The sequence below is a fragment of the Kitasatospora sp. MAA4 genome (genome assembly GCF_029893355.1).
Classification (GTDB): Bacteria; Actinomycetota; Actinomycetes; order Streptomycetales; family Streptomycetaceae; genus Kitasatospora.
The window spans coordinates 223,394-246,931 of record NZ_JARZAI010000006.1 but is presented as its reverse complement, the minus strand read 5'-3'; the positions used below and the strand labels follow the sequence as shown (position 1 = coordinate 246,931).

Sequence of the window (23,538 nt, the reverse complement as noted above, 5' to 3'; positions counted from 1 at the left end):
TTCAGGGGGCTCCTTACGGCAACCAGATCACCAATGGGAAAAACTATGGGCCAAGGTCCTGTCAGCGATGGAGGTCGTCCGTGAGCACCGAGCACGAGAGTGGGCCCGCCGGGCCGCAGGAGGAGCAGCCCTCCAGCGGTCACGGGGAGCAGGGGGGCACGCCGCCGGTGGGTGAGCCGATGCCGACCCTCGCGTTCACCAAGCTCAACGCACCGGAGGCCGCGCCGGAGCCCGCCGTGTCCGACCCGCAGCCGACTGCCGCCGAGCCGTCCGCCGCGCCGTCCTACCTGGACGCACCGCCGCCGGTCGTCCCGGCGCCGGCCGCCCCGGCCGCCGCGTCCTACCTGGACGCACCGCCGCCCGTCCCGCCCGTCCCGGCCGTGCCGCTCGCCGCCGAGGCACCCGAGAACCCCTACGCCGCGCCGACCCAGACCGGCACCCCGATCACCCCGGGCGTGCCCGCCGCGTCAGCCCCGCACGCCGAGCACCACCCGTTCGGTGCCGGCCAGCCGCTCGGCGGCTGGGGCACCCCGCCGGCCGGCCCCGGCGGCCCCGGCACGCCCGGCTACCCGGGCGAGTACCCCGGCGCGTACGGCGCTCCGGCCGCCCGCCGCAAGGGCCGCGGCGGCCTGGTCGCCCTGGTGGCCGCGGTCGCGCTGGTCGCCGGCCTCGCGGGCGGCCTGGCCGGCGCCGCGATCAAGGACGACAACTCCGGCTTCGCCGGCGGCAGCAGCCACAGCAGCACCACGATCATGGCCGGCGACAACACCAAGACGCTCAACCGCGCCCCCGACTCCGTAGCAGGCATCGCCGCCAAGGCGCTGCCCAGCACCGTCACCATCAAGGCGGTCGGCAGCCAGGAGTCCGGCACCGGCACCGGCTTCGTCTTCGACACCCAGGGCCACATCCTCACCAACAACCACGTGGTCGCCCCGGCGGCCAACGGCGGCAAGCTCTCCGTCAAGTTCTCGGACGGCTCGACGTACGCCGCCTCGGTCGTCGGCCAGGCCAAGGGCTACGACGTCGCCGTGGTGAAGCTCGACAACCCGCCGACCAGCAAGCTCGTCCCGCTCCCGCTGGCCGACTCGGACCAGGTCGCGGTCGGCGACGTCACCATCGCCATCGGTGCGCCGTACGACCTGGAGGGCACCGTCACCTCCGGCATCGTCAGCGCCAAGAACCGCCCGGTCGCCTCCGGCGACGAGAGCGGCGCGCAGGTCTCGTACATGAACGCCCTGCAGACCGACGCCTCGATCAACCCGGGCAACTCCGGCGGCCCGCTGCTCAACGCGAGCGGCGCGGTGATCGGCATCAACTCCGCCATCCAGTCCAACTCCGGCGGCGGTTCCACCGGCCAGGCCGGCAGCATCGGCCTCGGCTTCGCGATCCCGATCAACCAGGCCAAGCGGGTCGCCCAGATGCTGATCCAGACCGGCACCCCGGTCTACGCCACCCTCGGCGTACTGCGCAACGACGACTACCAGGGCGACGGCGCGCAGATCCAGACCGCCGCCATCCAGAACACCCCGGCCGTCACCCCCGGCGGCCCCGCCGACAAGGCCGGCCTCAAGCCCGGCGACGTCATCACCAAGCTCGGCGGCGTCACCATCGACAACGGCCCCGCCCTGGTCAGCGAGATCTGGACCCACCAGCCCGGCGACCAGGTCCAGGTCGAGTACACCCGCAACGGCCAGCCCGCCACCACCACCGTCACCCTCGGCAGCCGCAGCGGCGACAACTGACCCACCCCCACCCCGAAACCGAGTGCAACGAACCCTCCCCGACCCGTTAGGCTGACCTCCGCCAGGAGGGTTGCCCGAGCGGCCTAAGGGAACAGTCTTGAAAACTGTCGTGAGGTAACCCCTCACCGTGGGTTCGAATCCCACATCCTCCGCAGGTGGAGAACACCCTGATCAGAGGGGGTATCGGCAAGCTGCCGATACCCCCTCTTTTCGATTCTGTCCCGGGGTGTCCCACCTGGATCCCGCCTTGGGTCACCGTGTGTGGGCCAGCTGTGGGCCAGATTCGCCGCCTACTCCGCCAGGTCAGCGCCGTCGAGGAACCGCTCGATCAGAGCATTCGCATGGTCCTCCCGCCCGGCGACGATCTTCGCGTAGAACCGGAGTAGGACGGCCACGCTGTGCCCGGCCCGACGCGCAACCTCCACCGGGTCGACGCCGGCGACCAGCCATCCCGACACGGCGGTGGCGCGGCACGAGTACGCCACATTGGCAAGCAGGCTGTCGAACTCGTCGGGGTTGAGCGCGATCGCGCGCGCCTGCTTCCAGACGGCCGACCACTCCTTGCTAAGCAGCCGCCCGCCCTCCGACGCTCGGAACAGCCGGCCGTCGGTGGCCACCCCGAACTCCGCGATGTGCTCCCGGAGCAGCCGAACGAGCGTCGGCGGAATCGGCACCGGCCGGGTGGTCTTGCGGGCCCGCCGCTTCAGGCCCCGCTCCTCGTGCGAGTCTCCGTCGTCGGTCCACCGCGACCCGACCCCGGGCGAGCTGCCGGCCAGCAGCAGGGAGCCCCAGCCCTCCTCGGGGAGCGTGCAGTTCGGCAGCCTGATATCCAGCGCTTCAGACGGGCGGGTGGCGGCATAGAGAATGCACCCGAAGAACGCCTTCAAGTGCCGACCCCGGGGAGAGACCTTCCCCACGGCATCGATCAGGGCACGTCCCTGCTGGGGGCTGGGAACCCAACGGAAGTCGATTTCGTCGTCCGTCTCCGGCGGCGTCCAGTCCACGAACTGGAGAGGGTTCGCCGGGAGTTTCCGGCGCTCAACTGCGTACTGGAGAGCGTTGTTGTAGACCATCCTCTTTCGGGTGATGGTGTTGTCCGCCGCAACCCTGCCGTCCAGGAGATGGGATAGCGCTTCCAGTCCCAATCGGACGGTGTCGGAATCTGCCAACTGACCGATCTTGACCGACTTCCTGGCGATCCATGCCAGTGCAGCCTCGATCTCCTCCGGCGGATCCGGCCGGTGGTCCGAGAAGTTGAATGCCCAGCAGCTCAGGGCCCGCCGGAGCAGACGGGGGTTCGGTACCCCCCGATGGTCAGTCACCAGCGCAGGCGTCACGGTTGCCAGAGCGTCGGCCCGAGCAGCGCGGGCCTTGGCCGACGACCGCGACCATTTCATCTTCGCGTGCGCCACGGCGTGGTCGTACCAGGTGCCCTCTGTCTGCTTCCGTAGTTCGGACACAGGCAGACCGCTCTCCTGGTCGAACTCCTCGCCTTTCTTCATCGCTGTACGCAGCTCGGCGAGCCGACCCGTGGCGAGCGTCTTGGTGGCGTAGCTCTTGGAGTGCGGCTTCGTACCGACCTTCCAGCGCAGCTCGAACGGGAGCCGTCGGCCGGAGCGTTGGCGAATCGCGTACAGCTTCACGTCGTACGTCAGCAACTTGGTCGCTCCTATGAGAGGGCCCCGGCGGCGACCGGGGCCCCTTGGAATGTTGACGAAGGGTCAGGCGGCGGCGCTCTGCTCCAGATCGGCCCACCAGGCGTCGAGGTCGGTGCGGCGGACCCGGATCTGGCCGTTCGGGAGCTTCAGCAGCTTCGGGCCCCGCCCGCGCGCCACCATCCGGTAGAAGGCGGAGCGGGACATGTCGATCTCGGCCAGGACGGCGGGGAGCTTCAGGTGTTCCTGCTTGGGCATCAGCTACTCCGATTGATGCGGTCGGTGGGGCCGTTGGGCCCCTCTTCTCCTGGGTGCCGCTACATCCGCTACATCCGCTACATGCCTGGTCAGGGGCAGGTTTTCTGTAGCGGATTGTGTAGCTGTAGCGGATACGTGCCGCCCTCGCAGGGGCGGCACGGTCAGCTGGCGGCCTAAACCTGGACTGCGGCAGGGGCGGCCGGTTCGGGGCCCCGGAGCGGGTGTGTAGCCGCTACATCTCCCTCATCCGCTACAGGAAAGAGGGCCCTGACCTGCGCTGTAGCGGATGTAGCGGATGTAGCGGCTTCCTGGGACAGGGGCGGGCAGTAGCGCAGCCAGGCGTCGGCGAGGTCGGCGGCGTAGTAGCCCTTGGGGACGGATCCGGCGAGCCTGATGCTGCGCGGCTTGATGGGCTTGTTGTCGGCGGTGACGTAGTCGCCGAGCATCCTGGCCAGGGTGCGGGTGTTCAGCGGCCGACCGTCGAGGTCGCCCCAGGGAGCGTCGTCCATCGCGGTGAGTTTCTCCACGATGGCGGCGCTGGTGAGCCGATCGGCGCCGTCGAAGACCTGGCGCAGGTCGGTGAGCAGCAGGACGCCCAGCGACCCCTTGTCGTCGGCGCTCGCAGCGGTTACGAGGTCGACGCACGCGGTGCGGGCCCGCTTGGGCCAGGTGCCGCCGGCGGCGTCGGCGACCGCGAGCAGGGGCTCCCAGACGTCGGCGGGTCGGTCGGTGATCCCGTCGGGCATCTCGGGCCAGGCGCCGTCGATCTGCTCGCGGATGCTGTCGGCCCAAGCTGCGAGCCGGTCGCGCAGGACATGGCCTTGCGGCTCGTGGATCCGCTGGCGGAACGCTTCGACCCTCTCGTTGCGGGCCCGGCGGCGCATGCGGATGACGATGGACCGGCTCATGATCGTGTCGGGCAGGTCGCCGAGCCCGGCAGTGGCCAGGGCTGCGTAGACAGGGAACTTCTGGACCCGGTGGTTGTCGCCCTCGCGGACGCTGCGCAGGATGCCGCCGGTGCGGCGGTATCCGGCGTTGATGAGGCTGCGCAGGTCTTCGTTACCGGCCGCCTTGGGGCCGAAGATCGCGTCGATCTCATCAAAGAGGATGGTCGGGCGGCCTCCCGCCTCATCCGCGATGGAGCGGAACAGGGCGGAGGGGCTGATGTCGGTGGTCACCACCGGCCGGGGAGTGAGGGTCTGGATGATCTCCAGGGCACGGGTCTTGCCGCTGCCGGGTTCCGGGGAGAGGAACGCGAGGCGGGGGGTGGCCTCGAAGGCGTCCATCAGGTGGGCGTGCGCGTCCCACAGGGTCACGGCGACGTAGGCGGCCTCGCTGGGGAAGATGTTGAAGCGCCGGTGGTGGGCTTCGACCTCGTCCAGCAGCGCAGAGCCCTCGGTGGCGGGCGGGTGGTCGTTCTCGGGCGCGGTCGGGGTGGGATCGGTCATGCTGGGTTCTCCTGGTTCTTCGTGGAGCAGGGGTAGCCCCGGGCGACCGCTGATCTGGCGAGATGCGGCGGTCGCCCCGGGCTCAAGTCCCTTGCTAGCCCTGCCTAACGGCGCGGGGATCCGCTCGGCGCGGCTGCGGTGAAGCCGTTGGCGACAGCGCGGGTGGCGTAGTCGTGGGGGACGCCGACGGACACGGCGGCGTCAACAAGGTGGTGGGCGATGAGGTCGAGGTCGCAGGGGCCGGGGCACTGGGAGTGCTGGGCGGCCAGGAAGCGGGCGACTCCGAACGCCTGCGATCCAGCGCCGGACTCGGCGCGATCGCGGATCTTGCCCAGGCCCCGTTGCAGGCCCGAGTGCACGTAGCGGTCGGTGTGCCGGCAGCCGCTGTTCACGCTCCGGGCCCAGCCGGTGGCGGTGGAAGAAGAGGCCACCCCGCCACCCGATGGGGCGGGGGTGGCCTCTTCCTTACGCGTCAGGGCGCGGACGGAGTCGGGCAGCTCGGTCATGGTGCCGCTGCCGGGGCCGAGCCAGCGTGCGTATGCCGCCTGGGACTTGATGTCGACGCCAGGCAGGACGGAGTTGGCCGAGCGCATGGTGCCGAGGTAGATCCAGTGCTCGCCGCGGGTGGTGGCCACGGTGCGGGTGGTCGGGAGGGTGGCGCGGGCCCAGGCGACGGCCTGGGCGGTGTCGAGGTCGAGGACGGTCACCCCGGCCCCAGCCGGGTGGTAGGCGACGGCCGCGGCTTCCCGCCAGGCGCGGGCCCAGGCCGGGCTGGTGAGCACGGCGGGATCGGCGGTGGCGGCGGCCCAGCCGTGGCACGGGGCGGGGCAGAGGCAGGGGCCGGCGGCCTTCATGTGCGGGCGGCCGCCGCAGGCGTTGTCGGCGCACTCCGGGCAGTTCCCGACGGGGAGCTTGCCCTCCCGCAGCGGCAGCACGGGCAGGCCGTCCCGTGCCAGTTCCAGGGCAAGGTGAAGCTGACCGGGGGTGCTCACGCTCACCTGCCACCGCCGCTGGCAGCGGCCAGGAGCTGGCGGTGGGTGGCGGGCCAGGTGGTGGTGCAGGTGCGGCAGCGGTGCCGGAAGGCGAGGCCACCGTCGTGCGGGCGGGTATCGGCAGCGCCGGACATGCGCCGGCAGCGGGGGCAGCGGGTGGGCCGGGCGAGGAACTGGTGGTCGCCCAGGGTGTCGTCGTCCACCCGGGTCACGGGCTGGGCGCCGGGGGTGAGGGGCCCGGTGAACGTGACGTACCACTCGTAGTTCTCGCCCTCGAACTCGTCCTGGGTGAAGAGGGCCCAGGTGCGGGCGACGGCGGGCTGCTCGCCGGGCTCGGGCAGGTGGCGCATGCCGTACTCGGTGCGGTGGAAGGCGGCGACGGCGGCGAGCATCCGGCTGTCGTCGTGGTGGCCGAGCGCGAGGAAGATCTCGCCGTCCTCGCCGATCACGGTCAACGGCACGCCGCGGAACGGCGAGAACCCGGTCGGCGTGTAGGGGGCTTCGGTCATGGGCGTTCTCCTGGCGGGAGGTCAGATCTCGAACAGGGCGTCCGGCTCGGCAGCCGGGACGGCGGTGTGCTGGGCCTTGCGCGCAGCGGCGCGGGTGGCGTCGTGGCAGGGCGAGCACCACGCGGCCAGCTGCCGCTTGGGCAGGGCGGCGGCGCGGTGGGGCGGCAGGAGCATGTCGGCGGGTTCGGCGGGGGCGGCGATGAGGTGGACGGTGCCGCCGCCGTGGCGGTGGGCGAGGTGGTCGTGTTCGCGGGGGCAGCGGCCGCCGTCCTTGGCGTGGTTCTTGCCGCAGGTGCCGCGGCACTGGCAGCGCCCGGCGGCGGCGGCCATGACGGCCTGCCACAGGTCCGGGCAGGCCAGCGGCGGGATCCGGTCGGCGCTCATGCCGCCTCCCCCGCAAGGACGTTGCCGGTGCCGGCGGTGGCGCGATCGTGCAGGATACGCAGGGCGTGGGCGGCCTGGGCGGGGACGACGCCGTTGCCCAGGGCCTTGAGTTGGGCGGTGCGGTTGAGTCCGGGGACGGCGGTCACCCATCCGTCGTCCAGGCCCATGAGCCATTCGACGAAGGGCGGGTTCAGGCGTCCTCGATCGTCAGTTGGCCGGGGTGCGGGTCGCCCGCAGACGCTCGCCCACCGCGCGATCGCTTCGGTGTAGGGGCCCCAATCCGGGCTGCCGCCGAGGGCAGCGTCAGGTCCCCCCTGCTGCCGCGCTGGTTCGGCCCACCGTGACTGCCGTCCGTCGCCCGGGGCGTCGGCAGGAGCCGGGTCGCGTCCGTCAGGGTCTGGCCGTAGCCCTCTCCGTACGGCGTCCCGTCCTGACGGAAGTTGGCCGTGGCCTGCGAATCGGAGACGGTCGGCGTCGGCAGCAGCGCGCCTGCCAGCGTCGGGTTGCCCCGCCCGTACGTCGCGCTGGTCCGCTGGGCGTCGGAGGTGACCGGGGTCGGCAGCAGGGAGATGGTGTGCCGCAGGTTCATCCCGCCCCTTGCGGCGTGTCCCGTCCCGGTGGCTTCCGAGACGGTGGGGGTCGGCAGGAGCTGGACGACGTTCGGCGGGCCGTCCTCGAAGCCCCGCCCCTTGGAGTCGCGGGCCCTGGGGGTGGGCAGGCCAGGCGAGGATGAAGACGCGGTTGCGCTGGTGGGCGGCTCCGACGTCGGACGCTCGCAGACTGAGCCACTCCGCATCGAACCCGAGGGCGGCCAGGTCCGCGAGTACGGTGCCAAGTGCCCGCACAGCACGCTCGGCTCCGGTGTCTCCCAGACACCACGGGCAGGGTTGAACGTCGCCGTCAGCGCGTGCGGAGAGGAGCCCTTGGACATTCTCGATCACCACCAGACTCGGCTTCAGTTCCTTGACCGCGCGCGCCACCTGGCGCCACAACCCCGACCGGGTCCCTGCGGTGAGGCCAGCGCGCAGGCCGGCGCTGGAGACGTCCTGGCAGGGGAAACCGGCGGTCACGATGTCCACCCGCTCCTGGCCGGCCCAGTCGACGGCGGTGATGTCGCCGAGGTTCGGGACGGTGGGGTGGTGGTGGGCGAGGATCGCGGACGCGCCGGGGTCGATGTCCGCCACCCACGCCACGGTGCCGCCGAACGCCTCGCGCACCGCCATGTCCAGACCGCCGTAACCGGTGCACAACGACCCGATCCGCAGGCCGCTCACCGGGCCGTGCCCATCAGCTCGTTGACCAGGTGGGCGTGGGCGTTGAGGGTCTGGAGGAGGGTGGCGACGGCGTCCTTGGCCTCGAACGTCAGCAGCGCACCGGGACCGTTCGCGGACGGCTCGGTCAGCCGGTGGTCGGGGACGGGGATGAGCAGGGTGGCGGTGACCAGGAGCGCGGAGCGGGTGATGCGCTCGGGCTCGACCAGGGCCCGCCAGCGGTCGCCCGTGGTCCGCCAGGGGTCGCGGCCCCAAGCGGCGGTCCAGTCGCCCAGGTCGTCGGGGCGGTGAGCGAGCGCGCTCTGGCGGATCGGGACGTCCACGCGCAGCACCAACTCGTAGTCCTCGGTGACGTGGGCGGTGACGGCGCTCAGGTCGGGGCGGATGTCGACGTAGCCGGGGGACATCACCGGGCTGGTGGCGACCTGCCAGGCGGCACGGGCGAACTCGACCGCGCCCAGCGGGTCGCCGTCGTCGGTGAACCAGCGGGCGCGCTGGTCGAGGTAGGCGCCGTAGCGCGAGGAGCCGTTGGACGCGCGCTCTCGGTCGTCGATGTCGTCGGCGAGCGCGAGCGTGTTCGTGCTGAACTCGGGCATGCTGGGTCCGATCTCGTATGGGTTCGGGATTGATGGGGGCCCCGCAGCAGCCGGAAGACCTTGCCGGGAGTACCGGCTGCTGCGGGACTCCGTGCTGTGCAAGGGGCGTGGGCTAGAACGGCGGCTCGGCGCCGCCGCTGGGCTGCCAGCTGTCGCCCGCCGCGGCGGGCGACGGCGCGGGGGCGGACCACTGGTCGCCGGCCGGGCCGCTGTTCTGCGGGGCTTGGGCGGCGCCGGTGCGCTGGGCGCGGGTGACCTTGGCGGTGGCGAAGCGCAGGGAGGGGCCGACCTCTTCGACGTCGAGGCCGAGCATGGAGCGGTTCTCTCCTTGGTCGGTCTTCCAGTTGTGCTGGACGAGGCGGCCGGTGGCGATGACGCGCATGCCCTTGGTCAGGGATTCGGTGACGTGTTCGGCCAGGTCGCGCCAGGCTGTGGCGCGCAGGAAGAGCGCGGTGCCGTCCTGCCACTGGTTGGTGGTCTTGTCGAAGGTGCGCGGGGTGGAGGCGATGGTGAAGCGGGCCATCGCGGCGCCGCCCTGGGTGAAGCGCAGTTCGGGGTCGTCGGTCAGGTTGCCGACGATGGTGATCGGGGTGTCTCCGGCGGACAACGAAGCCTCCAGGGGCTGGTGGTTGGTCGGGGAGCGGATCTGTCCGGTCCCCCGCGCCGCCCGGGGCCCGGCCGCTGGTTGCGGCGGGGCCGGGCGGCACGGTCGGTCGGGCAGGTCAGTTGTGTCGGCCGTCGCAGTACGCGTCTTCGCACGCGCAGCCGCCGCACTCGGCGCAGATCTCGCTGTCGCAGTCCTCGCACAGCTCGTGGCCGATGCAGTACTCGCTGGCGCACTCGTCGCAGTAGTCGTCCATCGGTTCCTCCGGGGTTCAGCGGTTGCGGTTGTTGACGGTGACGTTGACCCCGCCCCGGCCGCCGCCGGTGTTCTTGAGGAGCCAGAGCAGGGCGAGGATCGCGGCGAGGCAGCCGAGTCCGGTGGTGGCGGCGGCGATCTGCTGGAGCAGGAACCCGGTGCCGAGGCCGGCGGCGCCGATGCCGATGCCGCCGCACAGGAGGCGGGCGGGCCACGGGTCGCGCCCGCCGCCCACCGGGGTGGGCAGGGTCTGCGGGGTGTAGTGGGTGGGAGCGGGCGGGGCCTGGTGGACGAGCACGGGCGGGTGGCCGGCAGCGGGCTGGTAGAGGGTGATCGGCGCGGGGCCGGGCTGGGTGGCGTAGTAGGGCAGGCCTTCGGCGGTGAAGGCGATGGGCGCGGCGGGGTGCGGGTGGTCCATGGCGGGTCTCCTGACCGGTGCTCGGGTGCCCGGGGTTCAGTGGCCGACGGCGTGGATGACGCTCTGTATGAGCTGGTTGACCGGTCCGGCGACCCCGGGGATGGCGGCGGCGGTGAAGCCGGACAGCCACGCGACCAGCACCGCCGCGATGCCCAGGCGCTTGGCCCAGATCAGGGCGAGGGTGATCAGGAAGAAGACCAGGGAGGTCGAGAAGGTGATGAGCACGGCGGTGTCCCTTCGACGGCGGGGCGGGGATCAGGGCTGGGCGTCGGTGCGGGCGCGGCGGGCGGCGTCGGCGGCGCGGTTGCCGTGGTTGTAGAGGCGGCGGCCCAGGCGCAGGCGGCGGCCGGTGGCGCGGCAGCGGCGGCAGTCGCGGCCGCGTTTGACGGTGCCGCGGCGGGTGACGCGGGTCTTGCAGCCCATGCCCTTGCAGGCGCGGCAGTTCCCGAACGGGCTGGCCGCACATAACAGTGCGTAGCCAAGGGCGATGAGTATGAGTGCGGGCGCGGCGGTGACGAAGGGGGTCAGCACGGGGGCTCCTGGGGCCGTTCCGGGGGTTTGTCGAGGTCAGGTGCTATCCGCTAGCTCGCTGATCAGAAGCGGTGTGGGGTGCTAGCGGGGGTGCTAGCGCTAGCAGGGGCGGCCGCTAGCGCTAGCACCCCAGGGTGGGTGTCAGGCGGCCCGTCCGCTGTCACGCTTGGTGACGGCGTCGAGGATGTCCTGGCGGTTGAGGCCGCGCCGGTTGACGGTCTTGCCCTCGATGCGGCGCCCGATCTGGTCGGGGGCGATGCCGTAGGGGGCGACGGCAGAGGCGAGCTGTTCGGGCTTCCAGTCGCCGTACCGCTCGGCGTTGAGCGCACCGAGCGCGGCGACGAGGGTCTCGGACCAGACGCGCGGCTCGGTGGCGGGCCAGACGGCGATCAGGTCGTCCAGGATGCTGCTGGTGTTCTGCTCGCGCTCGGGGGCCTGGCCGGCGGCGACGCCGGTCAGCGTTCCTGCGGCGATGCGCTGGGCGCGGGCGCGGTCCATGATGTGCCCGGCAGCGGGGCCGTCGATGTAGTAGGAGCGGACGATCTGCGCGTCGGTGGCGGCGCCGACCAGGTAGCCGATGCCCTTGTCGTTGGCGGTGAAGGTGGTGGCCCGCAGGCCGTTCTTGTAGCTGCTGGTGCCGAGGACCATGTCGTTCTCGGTCTGGCCCATGACCCGCAGGCAGAACCGGATCCCGACGTTCGCGGAGACGCCGGACGGCAGGGACTTCACGTCGGGGCGCTGGGTGGCGAGCATCAGGATCACGCCCATGGCGGGGCCGCGCTTGATGATGCCCTCGCACAGCTCGCCTGCCTCCTTGCCGAACTCGGCGTGGGAGAAGAGTTCCTGGCACTCGTCCACGATCAGGACCAGCGGGTGCAGGCCGAGCTTCTTGTCCGCCGCGAGTTCGGGGGTGACCTTGTTCTCGGGGCGGCGCTCCTTGGGCAGGGAGCGCAGGACGCTGGCGCGGCGCTCAAGTTCCTTGTAGACGTAGCGGATCGAGCCGAGCGCGGCCTCGATCGTGTCGTCGTCGGCGCCGGACCCGTAGTCCGCGGCGACCTTCTCGGCGTCCTCCAGGTCCCCGGTGCCCTTGAGCTCCCACACGTGCAGCTCGGCGGTGGGGTCCAGGGCGGCGGCGAGCATGAGGACCCGCAGGGCGAAGGTCTTGCCGAAGCGGGGCATCGCACCGATGAGGACGTTGGCGAACATCAGCAGCATCTCGACGGAGCGTCCGCGCTGGTCGGTGCCGAACGGGACCGGCTTGAACAGCGAGGCGGCGCCGGTCTTGGCCAGCGGCCAGGCGGGGGGCTTGGCCTGGGACATGTCCTGGTCGCCGACCCACAGCATCAGGCGCCCGGCGTGCTGGTCGTGCACGGGCTCGGGCCACACGCAGCCCAGCGGGCGCCGCAGTCCGGAGGCGAGGCGGTCGCGCTTCTCGATGATGTCGATCGCAGTGACGCCGTAGGGCAGGTCAATGTCCGCGCGCCATCCGGGGCCGTCGCGGGTGATCGGAGCGGGGAACTTGATGCCCGAACCGCCCTTCGCCAATGCCTTGTTGACCTCGGCTAGGCTCATCGCTCCGAGCGCCCGGATCACGATGTCCGAGGTGAGGCGCTGCACCTTCGTGGCGACCACGGCGCGGTCGATCAGCGGGGCGTCCGCCTGGCCGCCGGCCGCGCCCAGCACCATGGTCAGGGCTGCGGCGACGGCGAGCTGGGTCCAGCCGGGGGTGGCGACCAGCAGTACCGCGACGAACGCGACCCCGAGCAGGGAGGCGAGCAGCAGCACCGCGCCGCGGGCCCGGACGCGGGCGTCGCGGCTGCGGGAGAGGACCAGGTACTGCTCGACGTCCTCGCGGCGGACGGCGGCGGCCCGCACGGGGCGGCTCTCCGCGTCCGACACCCACCGGTAGACGCCGCCGACGAGGCGGGCGGTGCCGCGAGGGGCGCGGGCGGCGAGCTTGGCACCGTAGAGGGGGGAGCGGACGGCGTGGTACCCGGCGGTGTGGGCGACGTGCTCACCCAACCAGCTGGCCCCGGTGAGCAGTTCGGTCTTGGAGCGGGCCCAGGCGGGGATGATCGGGCGCCGCTTGGCAGCGCGGGCGGTCGCCCACCGCTCGCTGATCGCGTCGGTCTTCGGCGCGGGGGCGTCGACGTAGACCGACGGCCCGGCCTCGGAGTCGTTGCCGCCGGTGTCGACGGCGTGCAGCGTGCGGTCGGTGCGGGCCTTCTCCAGGTCCACCACCGACGCGCCGCTGTCGGGCGGGGTGTCGGTGGGGACGTCGTTGTTCAGGTCCGCCTCCAGGCGGGCGAACAGGTCGTCCTCGCTGTTGGGGTCCGGGTTGTGGGGCTGGTTCACTGGTGGTTCCTTCCTCACGGTTCGCGGTGCGGCAGGGGCCCGGGGCGGCCGTCGTGCCGGCAAGCTGGTCGGCCGCCCCGGGGCGGCGTCAGAAGAGGTGCTTGCGGCAGTTGATGGCGTGGTCGTAGCCCTGGCGCTGGGCGGTGGCTTTGTCGAGGAAGGTGCGGCGGGCGCCGCAGCCGGTGCAGTTCCAGGAGTGGGACATGAGGTTGTCGTGGACCTGGACGGTCTTCTTGGCGGGGGTGCGGAAGGTGGCGATGACGGCCATGGCGGTGTCCTTGGGGTTGGGGTTCAGGCGGAGGCGATGAGGGCGGCGGCGGTCTCGAAGGCGTGGTGCCATGCCTGGTCGAGGGCGTATGCGCCGTTCATGCCGTGGTCGGTGAGGCGGACGAAGGCGCTCTTGCCGGTGGCGTCGGCCAGGCGGCGCAGGGGCTCGCGCCGGTCGGCGACGTAGTGGGTGACGGCGGACAGGGCCAGGGCGGCGGCGACCGGGGCGGGGCGCAGGCGGATGCCGAGCACCGCGGTGCCGGCCAGCAGGGCGGCGGCCTGGGTGGCGGTGTAGGTGGCGACGTGCGCGGCGCAGGCCCGGCGTCCGGCGGCGGCATGGAACGTGCCGGTCACATGACCGTGCTCGTCCCTTTCGATGACCGGCGCGGCGTCGGTGGCGCCCTTGCGACGGGCCTGGCAGTCGGACTGGATCCAGTGGTCGGCGACGTCGGCGGCGGCCCGCGTGAGGGCGTAGGCGACGGTGAACCGGACGGCGCGGTCGTTGTTCACGAGAGTGGTTCCTTCCAACTGACGTGATGTGCAGGGAAGTTGAGATGTTCAGGCGGCGATCGGGGCGGGCTGGGCGGGGGTGTCGCGCAGTTCCTGGTAGCGGGCTGCGATCCAACCGGCGGACCAGCCGGTTAGCTCCACGGCCTGGCGCTGCGTCAGACCGACGAGGCCGGCGGCCCGTGCGACCTCGCGGGCTCGCTCCTCGGGCAGCCGCTCGGTGGCCGGTCCGGCGGACAGCAGCTTCTGGCACGCACGCTCGACTGCGTCCCGCTCGGCCTGCTCGCGGGCGAGGTGCTCCTCGCGCTCACGGCGCTCACGCTCGCTCACCTCGCGCTCACGACGCTCACGCTCGGCCCGCTCAGCGGCCTCCCGGCGGGCCTTCTCCTCGCGCTCGGTGCTCTCGCGCCGCTCGGCCGCTTCCCGCTCCTCGCGCCGCATCCGTGCCTCGTGCTCACGCTGCTCGCGGGCGAGGCGCTCCTCGTGTTCACGGCGCTCACGCTCGCTGCGGTCGGCTGCTTCCCATTCGGCGAGGCGGTCCTCGCGGGCCCGCTGGCGGCGTTCCTCGGCCTGGTGCTCGCGCTCGGCCCGCTCGGCGCGCTCAGCGCTTTCACGGGCGGCCAGTGCGGAGGCGATCGCCCGCCGGTAGGCGAGCGAGGTCTCCGCTGTGACGATCAGCAGCAGCGGCGCCACCGAGTGGACCGCCACCCCCACCAGATCGCCCTGAAGGGCGGACAGACCGACGTTGAGCAGCAGCGTCATGAGGCCGGTCAGCCAGCGCAGCACCGTCGGCCAGCGGCCGCCGTCACCGCCCAGGCGGGCCAGTGTGCTGTCCATGCGGACCACGATCACCACGGCCGCGTCCACGACCAGCGGCAGGATCGGCGCCGTCCAGTGCCACCCGTTCGGGGTGTGCCCGCTCATCAGCGGGGTCACCGTGAGCACGCTGTAGAGCACCGCTCCGAACGTGATCGTCCACGTACCCACGCTCAGCGCCCGCTCCGCAGAACGGATCTGCTCCGGACTCACCAACGCCTTCACCGCGACCACCGCCCCCGACGCGATGAGCGGACCGTGAGCACCGACCAGGCGCTCGTGAGGAACTTCGAGTGCCCGTTCACTGGCCCTTCCCCTCGCTCGGCGTTCCCGGGGTGGGGCGCGGCGCGGGCAGCGGCTGGTGACCGTAGCCACCGTTCGTGCTGTGGTCGCTCATGCCGCACCGCCGCTCTCCGCCATGGCCTGCCGAAGGCTCGTCTTGCCGTACAGCACCCGGCGGCGCTGCTGGGTGTCCAGGCCGCCGAAGATGCCGTGCGGCTCCCGGCGCTTCAGTGCCAGGGCGAGGCACAGCTCGCGCACCGGGCAGCCCTGGCAGGCCTGCTTGGCGCGCCGCTCGGCGAACTCGTCGCCTTCCTCGGGGAAGAACAGGTCCGGGTCCATCCCGGCGCACGCCGCACCGGGCAGCGCGGTGGCCGGCGGCGGGAGTTCCCAGGTGAGCGGCAGGCCCGTCGGGCGGGCCGTCGCGATGGGGTTGCGGGTGCCGACCAGCGGCCGGAGGCGAAGGAGACTCATCACGCCGCCGCCTTCCAGGTCAGCACCCGGCGGCGCTCGGCGCCGCGCAAGAGCCGGCGGGCGTACCAGGCCTCGTCCGGCCGCAGGTCGGACAGGATGTCCCGGGCCGCCGCGAGGCGGGCCGCGCGCTCCTGCTCCGACTCGTCGTCCGTGCCGGTGAACAGCTCGGCGTCGATGCCGAACGCGAGTTCCTCGAACTCGTCGGGCGTGCAGGCCTCCTGGCCTGCAACAATCAATCGCATGGGTCGTATCTCCCGTCAGTGGGACGGCCCTGAGCGGCCCCGGTGCACCACCACCGGGGCCGCAGCCGTATCGGAATCGGCGCTCGACGAGCAGCCGCGGAACCCGACGCGCCACGTCCGCACGAGGGCGGGCGGCACGCGCCGGGAGCCGTGATCACTGGTAGAGCGATCAGAAGCGACGGGCCCCGCTCGCCGTTCAGCGGCGGGGCCAGGTATGGACTCGGGTCCTGTGCATGGATCGACTCCTTGCAGGTCAAGCCCCTTGCAGGGCTTGGAAGATGAGGTGGCCCGTCCTACGGGCGTCAGGTCTGTCGGGCCTGGTCCGGTGCTTCGTCTCTGCTCAGCACAAGCAGGGCGGCGGCCCCCGATCGGGGGTTGCTGGCTCGCTGCCGCCGGCGACATCACCCGGTCACCTCGGGGGCGGTCTGTCTCATCCCGCCACGTGCTTTGGGACTCCGCTGGCTTGCTCGGAACGCCGTCCAGCCGTACGAATCGGCCTGGTCAGCGCCCGTCCATCCCCACACCCCGCAAGAGGTGGCACGCCACTGCGTAGGGGGAGAGCACGTGTCGCGGTGGCTTATCCCCCGGTTTCTCAACCTAGGCACCACCACGACCGCCGCCCTCGCGTCGGTCCCGCACGATCACTCTTCAGATATCAAGGAACCGCGCTTCCCTGGCCGAGCCCCCGAAGGGACCGACTTCCGGACGCGTTCCGTGCGGGTCCGGGCAGCCCAAAGAAGGCCTACGGGCACGGATGGTTGATCTCGCCCAGCAAGCCGGGCGGACGTCCTGCGCAGAGCGGGCCCTTGAGCGCCGCTCCGAATTGGTGCGCACCAGTAGTCTGCAACTGGTGCGCACCAGTGTCAAGCGTTTCTCTGTCGAGCCGTCAGTTCCGGCTCTGGTTCTATGAAACGGCGTGCGCCAACGACCCGGTAGCCAGCAGGGGTTAACCCAGTTTTGTTAACCATCCATGGGCAGGGGCGACGTGCTGCATGCTGGGGAGATAGCGCATCGCCACGACAGAGGTGGGTACATGACGCAGCGCCTACGACAGGCCCGCACGGAGCGCGGCTGGTCACAGGATCGACTGGTTCGCGAGATCGGCCAGTACGCCCGGCAGCACCTCGTGGACGTCGCTTCGCCGGCCAGCCTCAAGGTCTATGTCTCGGAGTGGGAGAACGGCCGCCGATCGGTGTCGGCTACCTACGCGACCATCCTGCGGGCGCTGCTCGGCAGGACCGACGACGAGCTGTTCGCCGAGTCGGCACCGGGCGCGCCAGCGCTCGCAGATGGGTACGACGAACTCCTCGGGCGCATCGACTCTGCACGCAGCCTCAGTCTGGGCATGGTCGACACGTTCCTGAACCAGACCGAGCTGTTGCGCAGCTTCGATCGACAGATGGGCGCGGCGGGCCTTGTGGACCAGATGCGCGCCCACCTTGACTCGCTCGAAGACGCGCTGACGTTCGCGGTTCTACCGGACGCCCGCCGACCGGTGGCCAAGGCGCTCGCCGGCGCGGCCACCCTCGCGGCATGGCAGGCACTCGACGTCGGGGCGGTCGAGCGGGCCTGGCGCCACTACGAACTCGGGAAGAGGGCTGCATCCGAGGCGGACGAGCCGATGTACCTGGCGCACGCCATGGCAGAGCAGGCGTACGTGCTCGCCGACGCTGGACGCGCCGAGATGGCCGTCGACTTGGTGCGTGACGCCCAGCGCACGGGCGGCACGAAGGTCTCGCCCCGGCTTGCCGCCTGGCTCTTCGCCGCTGAAGCCGAACTCTGCGCGAAGGCTGGCCTGGCCGATGACTGCCGTCGTGCGCTCGACCATGCCGCGGCGGTCCTGCCCGCCGGAGACGAGTCGCGCGATCCGGACATGCTCAGCATCTTCCTGAATGCCAACCACCTGGCCCGCTGGCGGGGCAACGCATTGGCCATGCTCGGTGAGGATGCCGCCTTGGCGGAGCTGTACGTGGCGCTCGAACGGATGGATCCGGCGTTCACCCGGGCCACGGCGGGTCTTCGCTGCGACTTGGCCCAGGCGCACCTGGTGCGCGGGGAGTTCGGGCCGGCGAAGGAGCATCTGCAACAGGCCCGCCTCCTGGCCAACCGAACAGGGTCGGTGCGGCACAGGAGGCGGATCGAACGGCTTACTGGGCGCTTGTAGAGCGCTCCTGACGAGTGGCCAGCAGATGCAGCAGAGCAACCAACGTGCCAGAGCCGAGGAGTTCGTCACGGGCCATCAGCTGCGGCACGTCAGCGAGCGGGATCCACGCGATCCGGCCCGCTTCCTCTGCGTCAGTCGGCTCGCCGACCAGGGTGGCGCCCCGGGCGACGAAAATCTCGTGCGGGGAGTCGACCATCCCCACCATGGGCTGGTAGGTCACTACGTGCTCGACTGACGCGGGCCGCCAGCCGGTTTCCTCCTCGACCTCGCGGGCGGCGGCAGAGGCTGCGTCTTCCCCCGCGTCCAGGATTCCGCCAGGCAGCTCCCAACCGAACCGCCCCGGGACGAACCGGTAGCGCCAGAGCATCAGGACGCGCTCCTGGTCGTCCAGGACCGCGGTGATGGCGACGTGCTGAAGCCGGACTACGTGGTGCTCGAAGCGCTCCACGCCGGGCGGCTCTACGTCCACCAGGGTCAGCTTGACCCAGGGGTTGTCGTAGACGGTCCGCTCGCCGTGGATGAGCCAGGGCTCCAGCGCCTCGCGCGGTTCGCTGACAACCTCCCGGGCGCCGGCGCTCCCACCGCACACGTAGTAGCCGCTCCCGTGCCGGACTTCGATCAGGCCCTCGGCGGTGAGCCTCCCGAGCACGGTGCGCAGCATCGTCCGTCCGGCTGACAGCTCGGCGACCAGCTTGCGTTCGGACGGGAGCTTGGCACCGCCGGCCAGCTGGCCGGAGCTGATCCAGCCCCGGATCGTCTGCTCGACCCGCTCGGTCTTACCGCCCATGCGTTCGTATGCTCCTCTGGCCTTAGCTGCTGCTGCGGACCAGCCTAGGTTGAGATCCAATGCTTGTGGAGCCTCCTCGAATGATCGGGTCCGCGAGTAGGCCCGGGGCCACGGGAGTGGCCTCGCAGGCGTCCACGGAAGGTCAGCGAAGCGGGTGGTGCTGGTGGCGACCGGTCGCCGCCCCGGAGCCATGGGCCACTTGTGGGCTAGGCTCTCGGCCTGTTCCTCTAGCGGAGGTTCCGGCCGACGTCAGAGCGCATTGCGTTCGGACTGCGGCTCTGATCTTGAAAACTGTCGTGAGGTAACCCCTCACCGTGGGTTCGAATCCCACATCCTCCGCAGGAGAACGGCCCCTGACCAGCAACTTTGGTCAGGGGCCGCCTGCATCGTTGCGGACTAGCGGGGAGGGCCACAGTGCTTGAGGAGCGCGAGTCGATCGGGAAGCGCATCCGGCGTCAACGACTCCGACTGGGCATGCCGCAAGCTGACTTTGCGGCCGCTGTCGGCAAGACGCAGGGGTGGGTGTCGAAGGTCGAGCGTGGTCGGATCGAACTCGACCGTTCCAGCACCATCAACGAGGTGGCAGCCGCGCTGCACTGTCATCCGAACGATCTGATCGAGCGGCCTTACGTCGCCGGGAACGCGTCGGAGAACCAATGGCAGGTGGCCGCGGCATCCATCCTGCGTGAGTTGCGGCGCTACGACCTGACGCCGGTGTTCGACGGTGCCCCTCGCTCCTCGGCCCAGTTGTGGCAGGAGACCGCCAGGCTCCACCGGCTTCGGGACGCGGCGGCCAATGTCGCCATCCTGCGCGAGCTTCCCGACTTCCTCCGGGAGGCCCGAGCCTTGGCGGAAAGCGGGGCGGGACACGAGCGGGAGGAGGCGTTCGGCATCTACGCGGTCTGCTGCAAGTTCGCCCACACCGCCGCGCACACTCTCGGCCACCCCGAACTGATCGCCATGGCCTGCGAGCGTGCGACCTGGGCAGCGCAGCGTTCCGGAGATGCCGTGCTGCCGGCAGTGGCTGACTGGATGCGGGTCTGGGACATGTGGGCCACCGCCGACTGGGAGGACTCTCTCGCGCTCACCGACAAGGCATTGCGGTCAATCGATTCGGCCTACGAGGCCGGCGAGCCGCTCGCAGTCCGGGCCTGGGGCACTCTGCAGCTTCGCGCGGCGGTGTCGGCAGCACGCGCCAACAACCCGGGGGAGACCGAAGATCGCATCTCCCTCGCGCGGGCTGCTGCTGTCCGGTTGGACACCCCGGTTGCACCTGTCTTCGATCGACACTCGTTGACCTTCTCCGCCGGGAACGTTCAAATCCACTCCATCTCCGTCCAGTTGGAGATGGGGGACCACGCAAAGGCGCTGATGCTCCATGAGCGGGCCGATCCCGCACAGGTCGCCACACTGCCCAACTCCCGGCGCGGCCACCATCGGATGGACCTGGCCCGTGCATGGCTGTGGGACGGTCGCCGCGACAAGGCGCTCGCCGAACTGGAAGAAGCCGAGCGGATCGCTCCTCAACTCGTGAGGAACCATCCGATCGGACGTGCCACCCTGCGCAAGATTGTCTATGCCGAGCGAGCCGGCACGCGCGAGAAGCTTCGCCGCATGTCCGACCGCTTTCACCTGGACGGATAGCAGTATTCCCCTGATTCATATTCAGCTGTAGTCGCCCGCCTACTGTCTGTTGCATGAGCGGACGACGCATCAATGACACGGGCGCGAACGACCCCGCAGATCTCGTTCAGGACTCGTCCACCGACCGCATAGGCGTCGCGGTGGATGTCCCGGGTGACGGCTTTCTTGCCCGAGCGGAAGGCGGTCCGCGCAGATGAGCCCTTTGGATACCGCGTCGTTCCCAGTACCGCAGGAGTGGGACGTTGAGCCCACTGTGGCCGCTGTGCCCGCCGCTCGGCGACTGATCGTGAGCATCGCCCGCTTCTGGAAGGTCCCACTGTCGGAGGATGCGCTTCGGGATGTCGAGCTGTGCGCAGGCGAGTTGCTGGCCAACGCGATGGAGCACACCCAGGCATCGTGCCGCGTCACCGTCAGGTGGACGGGTGAACGGCTGCGCGTGGAGGTCGCGGATACCAGCATTCGCCTGCCCGACCCGGACAACGCCCAGGACACCGCCACGGGCGGAAGGGGCTTGTGCCTCGTTTCTGGCCTGTCGCACTCGTGGGGCTGGACGCCGACGGGCGCGGGAAAAATCGTCTGGTTCGAGTGCGCGGCTGACCAACTCGTAGCCGGGGACAGGCATCTCGCAGTCCTCGTCCACGCCACTCAGAGCCAGGTCATGGACCGGTTCTCGCAGTCCGCCTGACCCAGCCCCAAATTCCCTTCCGGGGCAGAACGACGAGCAGAAACCCCGGGAGCTAGCACAACCGCGGCATGGGTCCCCAGCTGCGGCCACCGGTCAACATGAAAGGTCACCACCATGGAAAACATCACCGTCAGCGACCCCGAGCCCGAGCCCGATGAGGAGATCGTGGCGCTCGGCGACGCGACCACGCTCACCAAGGGCAGCACCAGTGAGAGCGTGGAGAACAAGCGCTCCCCGTACGGCGGCTGACCAGAAGCCTGCGGCGGCACCCCGACGTGACAGCCGGGGTGCCGTCCCTCCACACGGCGTCGACTTCGGAGATGATCACATGCTCTGGTACGGGGGCTACCTCACTCGGCCCGACGGGCAACGGCGGCCTGTCGGTGCTCAAATGCTGTGGGACACGCCCGCGCTGTGGTCAGCAGGCGTGCCGGTGCGGATCGCTGCTGGGTCCAACGGGCGTCGTCTGGCCGTGTTCGGTCCGTGTACCGCCTCGAACACCCAGCTCGATCAGCTTCTTCGCCGTCATGACCTCGCGGCGTGGGATGCGGCGGTCACGGCCTGGGCCGGGGCGTACACGCTGGTGCTGGACGACGCGGGTGGGTCGGTGTTCGTGTGGGCCGATCCAGCTGGGGCCTGCCCGTTGTACGTGGCGAGATCCGGTGGCGAAGCGGTGTGGGGGTCCAGTTCTCTGGCACTGGCTGCGCTGATCGGCGCCCGGCCGGATACCGCATGGCTGGCCGGACATCTGGTTGACCCCACCGCGTTCACCCCGGGGCGTTCCGCCTGGACGGGCGTTGAGCAGATCCCTCCTGGGCACCGCTTCACTGTGCGCTCCGGCGACTCAGTGACCACCGTCCCGTTCTGGCACCCGTCACAGCTTGCCTGGCCCGATGCCGTGCATCGACTGCGCGAAGACCTCGCCGGTAGCGTGCGTGCCCGTGCTGGGTCTGGGCCGGTCTCCTCGGACCTGTCGGGCGGCCTCGACTCTTCGACCTTGGCCGTGCTCGCGGCCCGCCTGGGTCCGGTCCTCGGGGTCACCTACCATCCCAAGGGGGTCACGTCGGGCGGCGACCTTGACCATGCCCGCGCGGTGGCCCGTGCTTCCCCGTCGATCCGCCACGAGCTGATGCCGATGTGCCGCGAGCACCTGCCGTTCACCGACCTCAGCAGGCTGCCGCTGACGGATGAGCCCGCACCCTCGGCCATCACCGTTGCCCAGTTGTCCGCACAGCTCAACTTCCTCGTCGGCCTCGGTGCCACGACGCACCTGACGGGCGACGGTGGTGACAGCCTCTTCATGCCACCGCCCGTCCATCTGGCGGACCTCGCCCGTTCCGGCCGGCTGTTCCGCCTGGCTTCCGACGCCCAGAGCTGGGCACGTCTCTACCGGGCCAGCCCCTGGCCTGTGGTCTCGTCTGCCTGGCGCGAACCTCGACGCCTCGTCGGTCGATCGAAAGCGGCACCGTGGCTGACCACCAACGCCAATGAACTGGCGCTTTCGGTCACCGCCCCGTACCCGGACATGCAACTGCTCGGTCATGCAGATGACTTCGTGCTCACTGAGGCCCGCTACGTCGGCCGGACTGCGGCCACAGAGGGGCAGTTGGCCTCGGTACACGGCATCACGATGCACAACCCGTTCACCGATCCGCGCGTAGTTGAAGCCGTTCTGTCTGTAGACGCCTCCCGGCGCTGGTCCGCGCGCCGCTACAAGCCGTTGTTGTCGGATGTTGCGGCACCGCTCCTCCCCGCGCAGGTGCTGGACCGAGGCGCGAAGGGCTTGTTCGCTGTCGATCATCACCACGGCCTGCGGGCCAACAAGTCCCAGGTCCTGGACCTGGTGGACGGTCACCTTGCCGAGCATGGGTTAATTCGGCCGGCTGCGGTCCGTGCTCTGCTCAGCCATGCCCTGCTGGGCGTCGACATCCCGTGGGGCCGGATCGAACCAGTACTCGGTGCTGAACTCTGGCTCCGCGCCGCCGAAGTGACACCCTCAACAGTCAGGTGGGAGGTAGGAGCCGCATGAAGCCTGACCCGGATACCCGCACCGCATTACTCGACCATGCCGCCGTGGTCGTCAACTATCGCACTGGCACTACCGTGGTCCTCACGGGTGACACCCTCGCTCTCTGGCTCGCGGCTCTACCCGCCAGTGGAGCACCCGCGCCGGTCACCGTCCCCGACTCGGACCCCTCGTGGGGCACAGTTGAAACCCCGGTCCGCCTAGAACCGCTGGATGCTCCGCCCTGGCGCTGGCGTCTGCCCGCGCTGGCCTGCCTGCTTGCCACCCTCTTGAGCCGCGAGATCGGCCCAGCCTCAACTCGCTTCGTCCGCCTGCTGCGCTTGGCCGAAGCCGGCCGGGCCCTTCCCGCTGCCGACAGCGCCAGCGCCCGCTTGGCAGTGCGCTCGGTGCGCTGGGGCGCCCGATGGATACCGGCGCGGGTCGCGTGTCTGGAGGAGTCCACCGCGGCTTCGCTCCTCCTCGCTCTCACCGGCCGGGGCAGAGCCTGGCGACACGGGGTAGCTACCGATCCGGTCCGACTGCATGCCTGGATCTGCGACAACCTTGGGCAGCCGGTCGAGGAACCGTCGCACACTGGCCAATACACCGTCCTCAACGGGTCCGACCGCCTTGGAGCAAAGATCAGATGA

General features: G+C 70.8%; 28 protein-coding genes, 1 tRNA gene and 1 pseudogene. 8 read left to right on the top strand and 22 right to left on the bottom strand.

Annotation, left to right across the window (positions count from 1 at the left end):
* The first annotated feature begins 80 nt into the window (after nucleotides 1-80).
* On the top strand, nucleotides 81-1,742 hold the full coding sequence (locus tag P3T37_RS11230; protein ID WP_280723366.1) for a trypsin-like peptidase domain-containing protein: 1,662 nt from the start codon (nucleotides 81-83) through the stop codon (nucleotides 1,740-1,742).
* A 64-nt stretch (nucleotides 1,743-1,806) separates the two neighbouring features.
* A tRNA-Ser gene (locus P3T37_RS11225) sits at nucleotides 1,807-1,894 on the top strand.
* Between the two features lie 138 nt (nucleotides 1,895-2,032).
* On the opposite strand, the gene P3T37_RS11220 is transcribed toward P3T37_RS11225, so the two are convergent.
* The 21 genes and pseudogenes from P3T37_RS11220 to P3T37_RS11130 all read right to left on the bottom strand — a co-directional run bounded on the left by P3T37_RS11220 (nucleotide 2,033) and on the right by P3T37_RS11130 (nucleotide 15,603).
* Nucleotides 2,033-3,400 (bottom strand): site-specific integrase, encoded by a 1,368-nt coding sequence (locus tag P3T37_RS11220; protein ID WP_280723365.1) that lies wholly within the window; start codon nucleotides 3,398-3,400, stop codon nucleotides 2,033-2,035.
* 63 nt (nucleotides 3,401-3,463) lie between these two features.
* Nucleotides 3,464-3,655 (bottom strand): helix-turn-helix domain-containing protein, encoded by a 192-nt coding sequence (locus P3T37_RS11215; protein WP_280723364.1) that lies wholly within the window; start codon nucleotides 3,653-3,655, stop codon nucleotides 3,464-3,466.
* 173 nt (nucleotides 3,656-3,828) lie between these two features.
* A complete protein-coding gene (locus P3T37_RS11210) occupies nucleotides 3,829-5,103 on the bottom strand; it encodes a DUF3631 domain-containing protein (protein WP_280723363.1) in 1,275 nt (424 codons plus the stop codon).
* Nucleotides 5,104-5,207: 104 nt separating this feature from the next.
* Nucleotides 5,208-6,095, bottom strand: a complete 888-nt coding sequence (locus P3T37_RS11205) for a bifunctional DNA primase/polymerase (RefSeq protein WP_280723362.1) — start codon at nucleotides 6,093-6,095, stop codon at nucleotides 5,208-5,210.
* A gap of 2 nt (nucleotides 6,096-6,097) precedes the next feature.
* The gene (locus P3T37_RS11200) at nucleotides 6,098-6,604 is read right to left on the bottom strand and encodes a hypothetical protein (protein ID WP_280723361.1); all 507 of its coding nucleotides are present in this window, start codon (nucleotides 6,602-6,604) and stop codon (nucleotides 6,098-6,100) included.
* A gap of 21 nt (nucleotides 6,605-6,625) precedes the next feature.
* Entirely contained in the window at nucleotides 6,626-6,988 is a 363-nt protein-coding gene (locus P3T37_RS11195) for a hypothetical protein (RefSeq protein ID WP_280723360.1), read from the bottom strand.
* Complete coding sequence (locus P3T37_RS37050) at nucleotides 6,985-7,155, bottom strand: hypothetical protein (protein WP_348533235.1); 171 nt, start codon at nucleotides 7,153-7,155, stop codon at nucleotides 6,985-6,987. The genes P3T37_RS11195 and P3T37_RS37050 overlap by 4 nt, the downstream gene beginning before the upstream one ends.
* A 23-nt stretch (nucleotides 7,156-7,178) precedes the next feature.
* Nucleotides 7,179-7,577, bottom strand: coding sequence for a hypothetical protein (locus P3T37_RS37045; RefSeq protein WP_348533234.1), 399 nt, complete (start codon nucleotides 7,575-7,577; stop codon nucleotides 7,179-7,181).
* A 193-nt stretch (nucleotides 7,578-7,770) separates the two neighbouring features.
* Nucleotides 7,771-8,211, bottom strand: a pseudogene (locus P3T37_RS37040) (DNA cytosine methyltransferase); the annotation flags it as partial.
* A 47-nt stretch (nucleotides 8,212-8,258) separates the two neighbouring features.
* The gene (locus P3T37_RS11185) at nucleotides 8,259-8,855 is read right to left on the bottom strand and encodes a hypothetical protein (protein ID WP_280723358.1); all 597 of its coding nucleotides are present in this window, start codon (nucleotides 8,853-8,855) and stop codon (nucleotides 8,259-8,261) included.
* A 112-nt stretch (nucleotides 8,856-8,967) separates the two neighbouring features.
* Nucleotides 8,968-9,462 (bottom strand): single-stranded DNA-binding protein, encoded by a 495-nt coding sequence (locus P3T37_RS11180; protein ID WP_280723357.1) that lies wholly within the window; start codon nucleotides 9,460-9,462, stop codon nucleotides 8,968-8,970.
* A 115-nt stretch (nucleotides 9,463-9,577) separates the two neighbouring features.
* Entirely contained in the window at nucleotides 9,578-9,715 is a 138-nt protein-coding gene (locus P3T37_RS11175; RefSeq protein WP_280723356.1) for a hypothetical protein, read from the bottom strand.
* Between the two features lie 15 nt (nucleotides 9,716-9,730).
* Nucleotides 9,731-10,132, bottom strand: a complete 402-nt coding sequence (locus P3T37_RS11170; protein ID WP_280723355.1) for a hypothetical protein — start codon at nucleotides 10,130-10,132, stop codon at nucleotides 9,731-9,733.
* Nucleotides 10,133-10,168: 36 nt separating this feature from the next.
* The gene (locus P3T37_RS11165; RefSeq protein WP_280723354.1) at nucleotides 10,169-10,357 is read right to left on the bottom strand and encodes a hypothetical protein; all 189 of its coding nucleotides are present in this window, start codon (nucleotides 10,355-10,357) and stop codon (nucleotides 10,169-10,171) included.
* Between the two features lie 30 nt (nucleotides 10,358-10,387).
* Nucleotides 10,388-10,663, bottom strand: a complete 276-nt coding sequence (locus P3T37_RS11160; RefSeq protein WP_348533230.1) for a hypothetical protein — start codon at nucleotides 10,661-10,663, stop codon at nucleotides 10,388-10,390.
* A gap of 141 nt (nucleotides 10,664-10,804) precedes the next feature.
* The gene (locus P3T37_RS11155) at nucleotides 10,805-13,018 is read right to left on the bottom strand and encodes an FtsK/SpoIIIE domain-containing protein (protein WP_280723353.1); all 2,214 of its coding nucleotides are present in this window, start codon (nucleotides 13,016-13,018) and stop codon (nucleotides 10,805-10,807) included.
* A gap of 88 nt (nucleotides 13,019-13,106) precedes the next feature.
* Nucleotides 13,107-13,286 (bottom strand): hypothetical protein, encoded by a 180-nt coding sequence (locus P3T37_RS11150; RefSeq protein ID WP_280723352.1) that lies wholly within the window; start codon nucleotides 13,284-13,286, stop codon nucleotides 13,107-13,109.
* Nucleotides 13,287-13,309: 23 nt separating this feature from the next.
* Nucleotides 13,310-13,795, bottom strand: coding sequence for a hypothetical protein (locus P3T37_RS11145; RefSeq protein WP_280723351.1), 486 nt, complete (start codon nucleotides 13,793-13,795; stop codon nucleotides 13,310-13,312).
* A gap of 48 nt (nucleotides 13,796-13,843) precedes the next feature.
* Nucleotides 13,844-14,749, bottom strand: coding sequence for a DUF2637 domain-containing protein (locus tag P3T37_RS11140; protein WP_280723350.1), 906 nt, complete (start codon nucleotides 14,747-14,749; stop codon nucleotides 13,844-13,846).
* A gap of 252 nt (nucleotides 14,750-15,001) precedes the next feature.
* Nucleotides 15,002-15,361, bottom strand: coding sequence for a WhiB family transcriptional regulator (locus P3T37_RS11135; protein WP_280723349.1), 360 nt, complete (start codon nucleotides 15,359-15,361; stop codon nucleotides 15,002-15,004).
* A complete protein-coding gene (locus P3T37_RS11130; protein WP_280723348.1) occupies nucleotides 15,361-15,603 on the bottom strand; it encodes a hypothetical protein in 243 nt (80 codons plus the stop codon). The genes P3T37_RS11135 and P3T37_RS11130 overlap by 1 nt, the downstream gene beginning before the upstream one ends.
* A 1,033-nt stretch (nucleotides 15,604-16,636) precedes the next feature.
* Here P3T37_RS11130 and P3T37_RS11125 point away from each other — a divergent pair.
* Complete coding sequence (locus P3T37_RS11125) at nucleotides 16,637-17,767, top strand: helix-turn-helix transcriptional regulator (RefSeq protein ID WP_280723347.1); 1,131 nt, start codon at nucleotides 16,637-16,639, stop codon at nucleotides 17,765-17,767.
* Here P3T37_RS11125 and P3T37_RS11120 read toward each other — a convergent pair.
* A complete protein-coding gene (locus P3T37_RS11120; RefSeq protein WP_280723346.1) occupies nucleotides 17,751-18,554 on the bottom strand; it encodes an NUDIX domain-containing protein in 804 nt (267 codons plus the stop codon). The genes P3T37_RS11125 and P3T37_RS11120 overlap by 17 nt on opposite strands.
* A gap of 414 nt (nucleotides 18,555-18,968) precedes the next feature.
* Between P3T37_RS11120 and P3T37_RS11115 the strand changes: the two genes are divergently transcribed.
* From P3T37_RS11115 to P3T37_RS11095, 5 genes are all read left to right on the top strand, one after another.
* Complete coding sequence (locus tag P3T37_RS11115; RefSeq protein ID WP_280723345.1) at nucleotides 18,969-20,198, top strand: helix-turn-helix domain-containing protein; 1,230 nt, start codon at nucleotides 18,969-18,971, stop codon at nucleotides 20,196-20,198.
* Between the two features lie 193 nt (nucleotides 20,199-20,391).
* Nucleotides 20,392-20,883 carry an ATP-binding protein gene (locus P3T37_RS11110; protein WP_280723344.1) on the top strand — a complete coding sequence of 164 codons (492 nt, stop codon included), beginning with the start codon at nucleotides 20,392-20,394 and terminating at the stop codon, nucleotides 20,881-20,883.
* A 114-nt stretch (nucleotides 20,884-20,997) separates the two neighbouring features.
* A complete protein-coding gene (locus tag P3T37_RS11105) occupies nucleotides 20,998-21,132 on the top strand; it encodes an albusnodin family lasso peptide (RefSeq protein ID WP_280723343.1) in 135 nt (44 codons plus the stop codon).
* A gap of 79 nt (nucleotides 21,133-21,211) precedes the next feature.
* Nucleotides 21,212-22,912: an albusnodin/ikarugamycin family macrolactam cyclase gene (locus tag P3T37_RS11100; protein ID WP_280723342.1), complete on the top strand. Its 1,701-nt coding sequence runs from the start codon at nucleotides 21,212-21,214 to the stop codon at nucleotides 22,910-22,912.
* The gene (locus tag P3T37_RS11095; RefSeq protein ID WP_280723341.1) at nucleotides 22,909-23,538 is read left to right on the top strand and encodes a lasso peptide biosynthesis B2 protein; all 630 of its coding nucleotides are present in this window, start codon (nucleotides 22,909-22,911) and stop codon (nucleotides 23,536-23,538) included. The genes P3T37_RS11100 and P3T37_RS11095 overlap by 4 nt, the downstream gene beginning before the upstream one ends.